We start from the raw sequence: 11,469 nt of genomic DNA, 5'->3' as shown, positions 1-11,469 counted from the left end.
TGGATATTTGTTCCATTTCGGAGAGCTGATTCCATACTTATTTTGCATTTTGGGTAGAAAATGTGTCAAGGGATATTGACAATATCATAGCTATATAGCAGACAGAGTTGTAAAAAAACAAAATGAAAAAGTAACTGAATTGAGTTTTTGTCCACCTGTACCTTGGATTCAAAATAACGATTGGCCTGTTTGCTGTGATGATTATATGACATATATAGGTGAGTGGGAAAGGGAAGATTTTATCAAAAATTCTACAAACGGTGATGGATTGTCTTTACTAAAAGAACTTTTGATTGATGAACTAAAGAATAATGTTGAAAGTTACGAAGCACTTTGGGCAGATTTAGGATATGAAACTGCTGCATTTGTTTTTAAATGTTCAAAATGTGGGAATAAAGTGGTTTTATGTCAAGATTATTGATGATATCATTTTGTAGATTAAAAAGGAGAAGATTATGGGACTTATAGGAATAAAGGCTGCAAAAAATGATTTTAATGCAGCTATAGCAAAAATCGTAAGAAAATATAGGGATATGTCACTGTCTGAAATCAAGAAGATAGTGTTGGAGGGTAATTATTTATATGAGTGTGATTATGTTGATGAGCAGGGTATCAAGGTGATACTGTCTATTGATTCGGAGCTGAATAAGAGCGGGATAGCGACTGTTATTTACGAGCACGACCGGATAACGGACCTTGCTAGGCTCATATGCTGAAACTGCGGAGCAGGTAGAGGAAGAAATGGACAGAGAGGCATTGTTAGAAAAAAATCTCATGTGTTTGTGACTTGCTTGCTGAAGTTAATGGTTTTGATAATATTTCTGATTTTTATTATCTAAAAAAATATTGCCGAACTAATAAAAATAAAGAAACTTTGTAAAAAGCATTCCATTAATAAGTATGTGAGTATGGACATAAAAATTTTCTTATAAGGCACAAAATGCAAAAGTGTTTGGACTTTAACAGAACCTAATGAAAATTATAAGGAAATATTGGGAATGGCACTGTTAAGAAAATCAAATAAGGAGAAAATAAGACAATCAAATGAAAATAAAACATTTTGGTGGAACTGAATATGCAAATAATATTTCTGAATTTTCGGAAATATTACAAAAAAGGTATGGCGATGATGTCAACGAGTTTTGGATCACTAATGATACTCAAGATAATCCTTGCTTAGTGATATTGGTAAACAAAGAAATGGCGAATCTCACCTATTTTCCAGACGAGGAGTCACTCGGTTTTCAGTCAGTTGGTCGCCAAACCGGTCAGACCAATGAATATTGTATTTTTTATACTAATACACCTGAGGAAGAAATTGAAATCAGCAGAGATTCAATTATCTCAGTAAATAAAGCTTTCGAGGCAGCCAAAAAGTTTTTTTATAAATGTGAAATGCCGGATAATATTGAGTGGGCTGAAAATTAAAGGTTTATAATTTTTAGGTAGAGAATATCGTACGAAACAAAGAAAATTAATTAAAGCAGGCAAAATCCAAGATGCTTTTGATATGTTAAAGGAGGGCAAGACAAAATGAGTATAGAGATTAAAGTTGAACCGTACATTTCGGTAGGAAAATGTGTCTTTGGAATGACACGAAATGAATTAACCAAAATGTTAGGAGAGCCAATTTCAACAAATAATTATGGTTATCCGTCTTCTGATGGATTTATAGATGATTATAACTTTTTTTATCTTCTTAGTGATAAAAACGAAGTTTTTGAAGCAGTTGAGATTTTTCCTATATATACTGATGAATTGATTATATTGATTTATGATAACAAAAAAAATTGAATTAAGCACTGATCTTGAAAAGACCTTAATGGAATTTGCAAAGATAACAGATGATATGATTCAAGATGAGGACGGTTATTCAAGTGTAAAGCTTGGTATGAGGCTGTTCTGCCCTGATGGACAAGTGGAGAACGCTATTTTTTACAAACAACATTACTATGATTAAACACAGGAAAATTTTCATACATGACAAATTAAGCAATATGCTGCGTTGACTATTTAAGGTTTATAACTTCAAAGCTGAGGATCATCATATTTACTTTGTTGGTGATCGTGCGGTTTGGGAGCATAATAAAAACTGTACTTCATGTATGAATGAAGATGGAGGTTCTCCAGACTTAGATAACGTCGTTTCGCAGAGAAGTGATTCAAATAGAGCAGTAAAAAATACAGATAATTATCGAAGTATGGAAAGAGAGTGGTCGAAGGCATTAAAGAGTGGTAAAAAAGTTACTGATGTAGACGTTAAGCTTACATACGAAAATGGTTCATCACGACCATTTGCTTTTGGTGTAAGTTATAAAATTATAAGACACTATACACAATCAAGGAGGAAATTATGATCAAAGGTTTTGAAGACGCATTCACTGATTTACAGTCAGAATTTGTTTCGCTATGTATGGAATATACCAACGGAAGTGTTGATAAAATATATATCTATATTTATCAAGATACATCGCAGAAAATGTTCAATGCTATTTTTGTTAAAGGAAATAGTGTTATACCTGCTGGTAATTTTGCCGATGATGAGGCCTCTGACGAGTTTTTATCGGTCGGAATAAAAGATATTGACAAACTGGTTGAATTGTGCGATATGTATCAATGTAAAGGTCCTAATGAATATAAGTTGGAGTTTGATGTTGCTACTCATAAATTCGATGCATCCTACCGTTATGATAACTATACCAAGAGTGGGATATCACCTGTGTCGGAATTGATGAGTTGGTATGAAGAAATTAAAGAAAAATATGGTAAATAATCAATTCTAACTCGCAAATAGTCTTTTTATACGGCAAGTTACAGGAAACGTTTAGTCTTGCAGGAGAGTGCATAATGGATAATAAAATGCGTATTATGGCAGAAGAATTTGAAAACACAGATACTGGCGAAAAGGTAACTGGCATCACTGTTATGATCGATGGCAAATTAAAACAAGTGTTTGATGCCATGATCAAAAAAAGTGACGGAGAAAAAAGTTATTTAGAAATGTTGCAAGAGGTGCTTGTTATGGGGATAGATGAGTATATAAAAAGGTTAAAGTAGAGTAATTGTTGCGGTCGATAAAGTCATTTCAACAGACCCTGAAACAATGGAAACTTCTCCGAAAACTGTTCTTGAAACCTACATAAGAGAGGTAACAACGCTTGTTCATCTCACTGTGAACGGTGAAGAAATCGTTACAACTGTTGACCACCCGTTCTATGTGAATAATCGAGGCTTTATCAAAGCATGGATATGTGGGAATTATGTAACAGTGATTAGATATTAGTTACGCAGATAACTCAAAGTTTCCAACGGTGTAGAATTTTCAGGTAGAAGATTTTCATACTTATCATGTTGGTGAGTTTAGAATACTTGTACATAACGCAGATTACAAAATTACATTATCAAGAGAAAAGTATCCAGAGTCTGCAAAACACATTGAGGATGCAATAAAAAATGGACAGCCGAGGGAACTTACAATAAATAGAAGTGGAGCAAAGTCTAATAGAAAAGCGTCACTAAAGGGAATTAGCAAAGTTCCAGGTAAGGATTTGGATGAGTATCCTTTTGCAATGTGTAAAGAAGGAGGCAAAGGGGCTCATGTTCGTGCAATCAAAAGATCCGATAATAGAGGTTCAGGTTCTTTTATTGGGCATAAACTAAGGGGTCTCCCCGATGGGGCTACATTTGAAATAATAATTGTTGATTAATGGAGGTTAATGAAAATGCAGGAAAATAATAAATTGTGGTTAGAGATCAAGGAAATGTTTGAAACGTCACAGACAGAGGTAACGATATTTAATGGTGCTGGGTCAGACAGTGCTAAAATATGTGATATGCTTAGAGTAACTTCTGCGTCTGCTATGGGTGCTGTCATACTGAACACATCAGGAGTTGTATTTGATGATTGGATAAGACTTTATGGCGGTGATACATCTGATAGGGTAGGCATATCTAAAATAAATTTGCTGTCTAAAAACGGTACACCTGAGAGGGTCAAACAAATGCTTATCGTTGCCACTGATGTTGTGGGCGGTATATTTGCGATCAATTCAGGCAAATTTGATGAGGGCATAGGCGATGTGTGGTATTTTGCTCCTGATACTTTGGATTGGGAAGACCTTGAGTTAAGATACTCTGAATTTATTGCCTGGCTCGCTCAGGGGAATATAGATGAATTTTATAGTTCAATGAGGTGGACAAATTGGAGAGAATCTGCAAAGAATGTGGAATTTGATAAATCCATTTTGATATATCCGTTTCTTTGGTCCGAAGAAGTTAACATTGAAACTGCGTCAAAATCAATAGTGCCATTTGACGAGTTGTTTGCTACAAACATGGAATATAGAGAAAAGTTTGGCATTGGCGATTAATAGATCTTAATTGGAGATTAATTTCTGAACTAATAGTTGGTGATGAACTTCTTGATGTAAACGGAAATGTTCTTTTAGTTGAAAATTTTGATGTTGAGTTGACAGATAAACCAGTAAAGGTGTATAATTTTCAGATAGAAGATTTCCATACTTATCATGTTGGCGAAAATGGAGTTTGGGTTCATAATGCAAATTGCAAGTTGATAAAAAATGATGACGGTACATATGATGCTGAGCTATCATATAAAGAGGATTGGACACCAGAGCAACGAGCAGAAGCCGATGCAAAATGTAAAGCTTTATCGGATGCTGATACTGTAAAAACTAAGGTTGAAAGAAATGATTCTCCGTCTGTAGAATATAAGAAGGCATTTGGAAAAGATTCGATACCAGCTGGCAAAGATATTGATCACACAATAGATTTACAACTTGGCGAAAATCCTGATGTAAAAGTTAATGGAAAGCCTTTGGATAAAAGTGTAAATAGGAGTCTTGGCAAACAAATAGGCTATTTGATTAAAGATTTTGATTACGGTACAATAATAAGGAAATTTACAATGGTCAATCGACAATAAATTATTGAGGAGTGTTAATTCATGTACGAAAATTTTAACGAATTCATTAAGAATAATGAAAAATTGGATATTAAAAGCGAAAGAGAGTTTTTAGAGGTTTATAATGGTAAATCATTCTTAAATGGGCTATACAGAATCCATAATCTAGAAGATAGAGAAAAATGGAATGAAATAATAGGTAAAACATTTCCGCCAGCAATGGGAAAAATAATGGTTTTTGGCTATGATTGGCTAGGACGGAGTTTTGCAATTTATAATGAGACGGATACAGTACTGATGTTTGAGCCAGGAACAGGTGAAGCCTTTGATACTGATTTTAACTTTTATGACTTTCACAATAAAGAAATTCCCACTAATCATTTGGTATGCTTAGCTTCAGAGTATTATGAAAAGTGGCGTAAGGCAAATAACAATTATATTTTACCGCATAACAAGTGCGCAGGTTACAAAGTACCGCTATTCCTAAATGGAAAAGATGTGGTGGAAAATCTTGAAATATCTGATATGGAAGTATATTGGGAAATAATGATGCCATTAATGAATCTTTAACCAATATACTTACGTAGGTGTAAAATTGCCAAGCAACCAAGAAAAAGTTTCACAGCTTTTAGATACTATTAGGAGTTGTAGTAAAATACAACTGTATAAACTCTGACTATTATTGAGAGCAAAGACGATTTTTACGACGAGTACTACTACATGAAGCCCGAATGTGAAAAAAGCCGTTGGGAGAAATTCAAGGACGGCTGCAAAAAAGTCGGCGAGTGGTGCAAGGAGCATTGGAAAGCTGCTATAACAATAGTAATAGTTATTGCGGCTGCGATTTTAGTAGCCACCGGTGTCGGTGGTATATTGGGTGCTATGGCATTAGGCGCATTGTTCGGCACAGGCATAGGAGGTCTTTTCGGCGGTATTATTTCTGCTGTTACAGGAGGTTCGTTTTGGGATGGCTTTGAAAACGGAGCGTTTTCAGGAGCTATTGCAGGAATTATTTCAGGAGGAATGGGATTTGGGTTGTCTGCCGGAGGAAAAGCCGCTTTAGGACTTGGCAAAACTATGCTTATTGGTGCAGCATAGGGCTTGGGTTCCTCGCTAATTAGCGATTTAGGAGATATATTAATTAAAGATGAAGATATTTCGTTAGGCGAGGTATTTTTCAATGCTGCTTTTTCTGGTGCATTTGGAGCTGCATTTGCAGGGGCTAGCTATGGCTTTTCTAAAGCCTTTGGTTCACTATTAAAAAATTCTTCCTGGCTTTCAAAAGCAAAAGAGTTATTTAGAATTGGCAAAACTTCTAATGCTAATTATGGTAAAATAACATCTTATACGACAACAAATCCTAAGGGTATTTCAATAAATTTTTCAAGTTATAATTCTAAGTCATTTAGAATTGAATTTGACGTGTCAAGATATTTACATTATCATTTTTCTTCTTTGTTTGGAAGTAAAGCTCATGTTCCTTTATCTCCAATAATTGATTCGAGTATATCTCGTGTCATATCAAATTATTTTCTTAGTGAGGATTAGTCATTATGAGATACAATAATGAAGTATTTGTAAAATATAGAATAGATAAAGATTCAATTGTTTTTTGGGCTTCGGACATTAATGAAAATATTTCTGCTGCCAAGGTATTAAACGAGTTTTTATATGATTTTTCTAAAGGAAAAAAGATATTTTTTCATGGTTACAGATTGCCGGAAGAACATCTTTCTCAAATAGTTGATACAAAGGTAATCTTAGAAAAATCAGAAATCATTAATGACCCATTTAATATTTTTTTGAGATTAAGCGATGCGAAAATAAATATAAATCATTTTGATTGTGCGTGCGAGTCAATGATATATTATTTTGATAATAAGGTTAATTGGACGGATTTTTTAGCAACATCTATCATTAGTCAGCCTCAAAAATATATTAAAGAAGGAATATTAATAGCCTATTTTGCTTCTGTGGACCAAGGGGCAGATTATTGGTTTGAATGTAGCAAGGATTACAAAGAAAACGTGTTGATATTACTCCGCACTCTAACGGCATTAGGATGTAGAGTAAAACAAGTTTCTCATTTATCATTTCCATATAATTAGAGCGTATCAGATGAATTTTTGGAAAAAAACAATTAAGGTGAAATGAGATGGAATATTTATTATTTGAAATATTGTATCAAGGTTTAAACTATGAGAAGATGCGAACCACTAAACACATAAAAAGCAAACAGATAATTGAACTTAGAAAACATATGGCACTATTGAAAATGGTTTTGCACCTTGTTAATGCTATATACTATAAATTAGGAAATGATTATTGCAAAGCAATAAAAAATAACATCACATCAATAATAAAAAATGATCCTGAATATGTCGTAAAATATTATCACCCTTTATTTATTAATGATAATGCTGATTTGAAATCACTGAAATCAAAAGTGCTTTCCATAGATGAAAGCATATACGACGTTGATGATGGTATCAGCTCGATAAAATCATCAACGCAGACCCAAGAGGACAAAATTGAATCACTTGAGTCATTGAAAGAAAATATTAATGAATACATTTCTGATGTTGTGACTATTGACTAAAATGCGGCTGATGCTATCAATTAAAGCAAAATGACTTTTATGAGGAATATGAGTACTTAAAGCCGGATATTGAGAAAAGCTGGTTGGAAGAAAAAGTAGATAACGCTTGTGAGTGGTGCAAGGAAAATTGGCAGTCAATAGTTAGTGCGTTTGTGACTATTGTCATTGTTGTCGGTATTGTTATATTGAGTATTTCAACATTTGGAACGGCAATTCCAGTAATTGCTGTTGGTGTAGTTGGAGCAATCGTAGGCATTTCAGGTCAATTAATTAGTGATACTATTTCATGTGCGATAACAGGCGATTGGGATGGTAACTGGCAATCATATATTGGATCAGCGATAGGTGGTTTTGCTGGCGGTGTTTTATTATTGCTTACTAATCCAATTGCTGCTTGTTCAGCAGAGGCGGCAATATCAACGTTTTTTGGCGAAAATCTTGAAAATATTACTGGGGGACAAAAACGATCGACTTTTGAAATATTATTTGATACTGGTTTAAGCACAGGAACAGCGGCTTTTTTTAGTGTTGCTTTAAGTAAAATTACTGGAAAGCTTTCAAAAACTCTTTCGAAAAAAATTCCGGTGTTCAAAAGACTTTCAGGCATAAATAGCTATGATGCTTCATTTAAAATGGTAATAACAAAATTAAAACAGGGAAGTATTAAAAAATTTCATTATAAAACAATTAGAAATGGTGTAATTTCAGGACTTTCTGAAGGTACATTGGAAAATATAGCAAGTGGTTTTTTGATGGGATTAAGGAATGGTATGACGAATGGAGAGAGTTGTCACAAAATTAATAAGAAATGAAGGAGGTCTGATCAATGAAATCAAAATCGAAATTTACTGTGAAGATGCCGTCAGAGATTTATAAAGGTGAAGTTTTTATAACTGCTTTTTTCATTGTTTTAAACGTAATGTATACGATTTTTGGTAATCCTCCGCATTTCCCTATGTATATTTCAACAATATTATTCGTTTTTATTCCAATAGCTTTTTCATTATTGTGGATAAGAAAATTAAAAATTGTAGTAAGTGGCAGCAAAATAACCGTTAGGAAGATTTTGGGATTCAAATATAGTGTGGATGTTTCAGAAATAACAAAGATAAAATGGATAATTAATAATACTAGATTAGGGGTTAATGAAAAAATTATAATTTATGTGAACTCTGAGCATTTTGCTGTTGAAACTCTTATGGACGGATTTGAAATAATGTCAGAATATCTTTTGAAAAATGTTGATCCTGATAAAATAATTTATATTAATAAAAAATAGAACATTTGGCAATAAAATAATCGGAATATGTTGTGCGTATCGATGGCGATGTCGCTGATGTTATTAATAAGAGCAAAGATGATTTTTACGATAAGTATGAATACTTAAAACCGGAATGCGAAAAGAGCTGGTTGGAAAAAGCTAAAGAGTGGATTGATTCAGCTTGTGAATGGTGTAAAGATTTATGAAATAAAATTATAGATTTTGATTTTTTTAATTTTATAGGTAAATTAATTCATAGTGAAGGATTCAGGAATTTCGTAACCTTTGCAGTTGGAATATTCTATCAGATAGGTGGTGTCTGGCTGATAAAGAAAATTGCGGAGGTAGGAACAATCGCTGCAGTATTTGTGAGAAAGCATCCGATTTTTGTCTTCATATATTCCTGGATTGAATGTTGTTGCAGATATGACAACAGGATTTTTCTCCTTGACGTTGGGTGCAGATATGGATGATGATGGTATCTATCATATGAGACCTGATTGTTTGCAGCAATATGCACATTATACCACAGGCTATGACGATGTTTTCCGAGCTGCGGTTAATAAAGCTTCGGGCGGTGAAATAACCGTAGATGTTCATCAATCTCAGATTTTTTGGGTAGATCTTGACGGTGATAAATCCAAAGATGAAGGAGAAGAATTTATAATATGGTCATGGAAGGGCGACTATATGAACCTTGGAGCAGGCGCTGAAACAGGTATTTATCAGGTGAAAGATGGAGAAATTGATGAGTATGGAAATTATATTATGGAAAATGGTGAATACTCATATCTTTATGCCGAAGTTAACAGAGAATATTCTGTTGATATGACTCTTGAATTATATCATGATTCTAATGGGGATGGAATCTTCAGTGATGATGAGCAGCTGTATAAAAATGAACCAGATGAATTACAATGGTGGATAACGGGATTTGATCCGTTGGTTCAGAATGTTAAAGCTGAGGATCTCAAGGCTGTAACAACAATTGATTTTTCAAGTTATGGCGGTGAAAAAGGTGAGCTTTTTTATGAGGCGCTTAAAAAAGCGAATTATAATGAGAAAAGGGACGCATATGATGAATGGATATGGGACGATGAGGACTTAACTGTAACATTAGATTGGGGTGATTAATTATGAAAAAACTTATACTATCCGTTTTGCTTTTTTTACTGGTGGCGAGTTCTACAGGCTGTACTATATTAAACGATAGCCAAAGTTCAATAGAAAATGATGATAAATTAATTATCGATCAAACCTCAACGAAAAATACTTCGGATGTTCTGATACAAGCCTTGGAGACCAACGATGCTGAACTTTTTAAAAGCGTTTTTTCAGAGCAGACTTTGAAATTACAGCCTGATATTGATGAAGGTATCAAATACATATTTAATATATTTGAGGGTGACAATTTAGAGATAGTTTATGAAAATCAGTCATCAGAATCTTTTTCTGATTTGCAGGCAAAATGTGTATGGTCGATCTGTGTAATTAAGACTACTGAAAAATGCTATTCGTTAACATGGACTGAGTGGGTACAGCAGGAAACTGATCCGTCTGCCCAAGGCGTATACAGCTTGATTTTTGAAGAATGTGAGGAAGATCAGAGAGGAGCAGGCGGCGGAGATCTGCTTGCCGGAATATATTACCCCGGATGTGAAACCGAGTCTGATATTTTAAACACATTTTTCGGGGCGATGCATAATAAAGACCGAGAAGAGCTTGAAACTATATTTTCCAATGAGTTTCTGGAGGATCCGGAAGCTGTGAAGAATATGGATATATTTATAGAACGATATACTCCTTCATATTCTAATTTGTTAGCCGCATGGGAGGTCAATGATACTATTTGCATTCAACTAAGGCGTTTCGATGCTTTTATTTGTCTGCATTTTGATAATAAACAGACAGATAAAATATCATCTATTCGAGTATTTGACAGTACAACTGAAGATGAAGAAAGCATATCACGATACGATTTTAACCAAGATGAAATGGGAATTTATTTTCCAGATTAGTCAAATGCGTCTTAATAAGTATCAATAATGTTCTATTACATATTTTAGATACGAATCTAAAGGCAAGGAATTAAATAACAAATGAGAAGCGAAATAATCGGAACAAAATTCAAGTATACGGTCTTAACATTGACACCGTTTTCTTCACACCATTTATGCACTGTAAGTCCGCTACTTTTCTGTGCCTGGATCTGGGCTGACCATTCGGTCAGGCGAAATTCGTTCTTTACCGTTGCGATCGTTGTTTTCATTATCTTTATCTCCACATCTAATTTGGTCTAAGCAGCTCTATAGACTTTTTGAGATTGGGTAATTTACTCTATGGAGTTGCTTGAAGTTTATTATACTTCTTTAGTCATCGGTGGGGTAGATGCGGAGGGTTTGACGGCTACATTCAAATTCACAACGTCAATGATAGATGATATTTGGCTATTTCAACTTCTGTGTTGATGTTAACAAACATTTCACAATCAACAAGATTTTACTTCTACAAAACATCCCCCTTGAATTTATACATAAATAATGTTATACTTGATACATTATAAAGTATATAGGATGTGATGAAATGCTTGGCGTGTGTATGGCATTGATCGATGATGAAAAAGATAAAAAGGCTTTTGAAAAGCTGTATAATAAATACAAAAATAAAGTTCATGCAATATCCTTG

General features: G+C 34.0%; 22 protein-coding genes and 1 pseudogene. 22 read left to right on the top strand and 1 reads right to left on the bottom strand.

The annotated features are described in order from the left end of the window. Positions 1-94: 94 nt before the first annotated feature. The 22 genes and pseudogenes from OCV57_RS13930 (at position 95) to OCV57_RS13830 (ending at position 10,802) form a co-directional block, all read left to right on the top strand. Complete coding sequence (locus OCV57_RS13930) at positions 95-421, top strand: CbrC family protein (RefSeq protein ID WP_267302043.1); 327 nt, start codon at positions 95-97, stop codon at positions 419-421. A gap of 34 nt (positions 422-455) precedes the next feature. Continuing rightward, positions 456-716 carry a hypothetical protein gene (locus OCV57_RS13925; RefSeq protein ID WP_265290883.1) on the top strand — a complete coding sequence of 87 codons (261 nt, stop codon included), beginning with the start codon at positions 456-458 and terminating at the stop codon, positions 714-716. Positions 717-1,044: 328 nt separating this feature from the next. Continuing rightward, the gene (locus tag OCV57_RS13920) at positions 1,045-1,428 is read left to right on the top strand and encodes an Imm1 family immunity protein (protein WP_267302041.1); all 384 of its coding nucleotides are present in this window, start codon (positions 1,045-1,047) and stop codon (positions 1,426-1,428) included. Between the two features lie 105 nt (positions 1,429-1,533). Next, entirely contained in the window at positions 1,534-1,794 is a 261-nt protein-coding gene (locus OCV57_RS13915) for a hypothetical protein (RefSeq protein WP_265290885.1), read from the top strand. 28 nt (positions 1,795-1,822) lie between these two features. Further along, positions 1,823-1,960 carry a hypothetical protein gene (locus OCV57_RS13910; protein ID WP_267302039.1) on the top strand — a complete coding sequence of 46 codons (138 nt, stop codon included), beginning with the start codon at positions 1,823-1,825 and terminating at the stop codon, positions 1,958-1,960. 145 nt (positions 1,961-2,105) lie between these two features. Continuing rightward, on the top strand, positions 2,106-2,357 hold the full coding sequence (locus tag OCV57_RS13905) for a DNA/RNA non-specific endonuclease (RefSeq protein WP_267302038.1): 252 nt from the start codon (positions 2,106-2,108) through the stop codon (positions 2,355-2,357). Beyond that, positions 2,354-2,773, top strand: a complete 420-nt coding sequence (locus tag OCV57_RS13900) for a hypothetical protein (RefSeq protein WP_195221495.1) — start codon at positions 2,354-2,356, stop codon at positions 2,771-2,773. Before OCV57_RS13905 ends, OCV57_RS13900 begins: the two co-directional genes overlap by 4 nt. 74 nt (positions 2,774-2,847) lie before the next feature. Continuing rightward, positions 2,848-3,057: a hypothetical protein gene (locus OCV57_RS13895; RefSeq protein ID WP_195221496.1), complete on the top strand. Its 210-nt coding sequence runs from the start codon at positions 2,848-2,850 to the stop codon at positions 3,055-3,057. Between the two features lie 4 nt (positions 3,058-3,061). Continuing rightward, a pseudogene (locus OCV57_RS13890) lies at positions 3,062-3,236 on the top strand (polymorphic toxin-type HINT domain-containing protein); the annotation flags it as partial. A gap of 129 nt (positions 3,237-3,365) precedes the next feature. After that, a complete protein-coding gene (locus OCV57_RS14435; protein WP_394804291.1) occupies positions 3,366-3,707 on the top strand; it encodes a NucA/NucB deoxyribonuclease domain-containing protein in 342 nt (113 codons plus the stop codon). A 15-nt stretch (positions 3,708-3,722) separates the two neighbouring features. After that, a complete protein-coding gene (locus tag OCV57_RS13885) occupies positions 3,723-4,370 on the top strand; it encodes a DUF2625 family protein (RefSeq protein ID WP_181987051.1) in 648 nt (215 codons plus the stop codon). Then, positions 4,370-4,945 (top strand): polymorphic toxin-type HINT domain-containing protein, encoded by a 576-nt coding sequence (locus OCV57_RS13880; protein ID WP_394804290.1) that lies wholly within the window; start codon positions 4,370-4,372, stop codon positions 4,943-4,945. Before OCV57_RS13885 ends, OCV57_RS13880 begins: the two co-directional genes overlap by 1 nt. Positions 4,946-4,966: 21 nt before the next feature. Further along, a complete protein-coding gene (locus OCV57_RS13875; protein ID WP_117893150.1) occupies positions 4,967-5,494 on the top strand; it encodes a DUF1851 domain-containing protein in 528 nt (175 codons plus the stop codon). Between the two features lie 150 nt (positions 5,495-5,644). Further along, positions 5,645-6,022 (top strand): hypothetical protein, encoded by a 378-nt coding sequence (locus OCV57_RS13870; protein WP_267302036.1) that lies wholly within the window; start codon positions 5,645-5,647, stop codon positions 6,020-6,022. Between the two features lie 3 nt (positions 6,023-6,025). Further along, positions 6,026-6,472, top strand: coding sequence for a hypothetical protein (locus OCV57_RS13865; RefSeq protein ID WP_267302035.1), 447 nt, complete (start codon positions 6,026-6,028; stop codon positions 6,470-6,472). 5 nt (positions 6,473-6,477) lie between these two features. Next, positions 6,478-7,032 carry a hypothetical protein gene (locus OCV57_RS13860; RefSeq protein WP_267302034.1) on the top strand — a complete coding sequence of 185 codons (555 nt, stop codon included), beginning with the start codon at positions 6,478-6,480 and terminating at the stop codon, positions 7,030-7,032. A 47-nt stretch (positions 7,033-7,079) separates the two neighbouring features. After that, positions 7,080-7,523 carry a hypothetical protein gene (locus OCV57_RS13855; protein WP_267302033.1) on the top strand — a complete coding sequence of 148 codons (444 nt, stop codon included), beginning with the start codon at positions 7,080-7,082 and terminating at the stop codon, positions 7,521-7,523. 83 nt (positions 7,524-7,606) lie between these two features. Continuing rightward, entirely contained in the window at positions 7,607-8,335 is a 729-nt protein-coding gene (locus tag OCV57_RS13850) for a hypothetical protein (protein WP_267302031.1), read from the top strand. A gap of 14 nt (positions 8,336-8,349) precedes the next feature. Continuing rightward, positions 8,350-8,802, top strand: a complete 453-nt coding sequence (locus tag OCV57_RS13845; RefSeq protein ID WP_267302030.1) for a hypothetical protein — start codon at positions 8,350-8,352, stop codon at positions 8,800-8,802. A 32-nt stretch (positions 8,803-8,834) separates the two neighbouring features. Further along, positions 8,835-8,990, top strand: coding sequence for a hypothetical protein (locus tag OCV57_RS13840; RefSeq protein ID WP_317245464.1), 156 nt, complete (start codon positions 8,835-8,837; stop codon positions 8,988-8,990). A gap of 259 nt (positions 8,991-9,249) precedes the next feature. Next, complete coding sequence (locus OCV57_RS13835; protein ID WP_267302028.1) at positions 9,250-9,918, top strand: DUF4474 domain-containing protein; 669 nt, start codon at positions 9,250-9,252, stop codon at positions 9,916-9,918. A gap of 2 nt (positions 9,919-9,920) precedes the next feature. Further along, a complete protein-coding gene (locus tag OCV57_RS13830) occupies positions 9,921-10,802 on the top strand; it encodes a DUF5104 domain-containing protein (protein WP_267302027.1) in 882 nt (293 codons plus the stop codon). Between the two features lie 56 nt (positions 10,803-10,858). Here the strand turns inward: OCV57_RS13830 and tnpA are convergent, their stop codons facing one another. Continuing rightward, positions 10,859-11,053, bottom strand: a complete 195-nt coding sequence (tnpA, locus tag OCV57_RS14430) for an IS66 family insertion sequence element accessory protein TnpA (protein WP_394804289.1) — start codon at positions 11,051-11,053, stop codon at positions 10,859-10,861. Positions 11,054-11,469: the final 416 nt, after the last annotated feature.

The organism is Hominimerdicola aceti (assembly GCF_025567495.1).
Classification (GTDB): domain Bacteria; phylum Bacillota; class Clostridia; order Oscillospirales; family Ruminococcaceae; genus Hominimerdicola; species Hominimerdicola aceti.
This window is presented reverse-complemented; position numbering and strand designations above follow the sequence as displayed.

What these genes read in the sequence shown, in the direction of transcription:
- tnpA (WP_394804289.1), bottom strand. Translation starts at nt 11,053, where the DNA reads ATGAAAACAACGATCGCAACGGTAAAGAACGAATTTCGCCTGACCGAA.
- OCV57_RS13875 (WP_117893150.1), top strand. Translation starts at nt 4,967, where the DNA reads ATGTACGAAAATTTTAACGAATTCATTAAGAATAATGAAAAATTGGAT.
- OCV57_RS13920 (WP_267302041.1), top strand. Translation starts at nt 1,045, where the DNA reads ATGAAAATAAAACATTTTGGTGGAACTGAATATGCAAATAATATTTCT.
- OCV57_RS13860 (WP_267302034.1), top strand. Translation starts at nt 6,478, where the DNA reads ATGAGATACAATAATGAAGTATTTGTAAAATATAGAATAGATAAAGAT.
- OCV57_RS13905 (WP_267302038.1), top strand. Translation starts at nt 2,106, where the DNA reads ATGAATGAAGATGGAGGTTCTCCAGACTTAGATAACGTCGTTTCGCAG.
- OCV57_RS13915 (WP_265290885.1), top strand. Translation starts at nt 1,534, where the DNA reads ATGAGTATAGAGATTAAAGTTGAACCGTACATTTCGGTAGGAAAATGT.
- OCV57_RS13830 (WP_267302027.1), top strand. Translation starts at nt 9,921, where the DNA reads ATGAAAAAACTTATACTATCCGTTTTGCTTTTTTTACTGGTGGCGAGT.
- OCV57_RS13895 (WP_195221496.1), top strand. Translation starts at nt 2,848, where the DNA reads ATGGATAATAAAATGCGTATTATGGCAGAAGAATTTGAAAACACAGAT.
- OCV57_RS13925 (WP_265290883.1), top strand. Translation starts at nt 456, where the DNA reads ATGGGACTTATAGGAATAAAGGCTGCAAAAAATGATTTTAATGCAGCT.
- OCV57_RS13870 (WP_267302036.1), top strand. Translation starts at nt 5,645, where the DNA reads ATGAAGCCCGAATGTGAAAAAAGCCGTTGGGAGAAATTCAAGGACGGC.
- OCV57_RS13900 (WP_195221495.1), top strand. Translation starts at nt 2,354, where the DNA reads ATGATCAAAGGTTTTGAAGACGCATTCACTGATTTACAGTCAGAATTT.
- OCV57_RS13845 (WP_267302030.1), top strand. Translation starts at nt 8,350, where the DNA reads ATGAAATCAAAATCGAAATTTACTGTGAAGATGCCGTCAGAGATTTAT.
- OCV57_RS13885 (WP_181987051.1), top strand. Translation starts at nt 3,723, where the DNA reads ATGCAGGAAAATAATAAATTGTGGTTAGAGATCAAGGAAATGTTTGAA.
- OCV57_RS13910 (WP_267302039.1), top strand. Translation starts at nt 1,823, where the DNA reads ATGGAATTTGCAAAGATAACAGATGATATGATTCAAGATGAGGACGGT.
- OCV57_RS13855 (WP_267302033.1), top strand. Translation starts at nt 7,080, where the DNA reads ATGGAATATTTATTATTTGAAATATTGTATCAAGGTTTAAACTATGAG.
- OCV57_RS13835 (WP_267302028.1), top strand. Translation starts at nt 9,250, where the DNA reads ATGGATGATGATGGTATCTATCATATGAGACCTGATTGTTTGCAGCAA.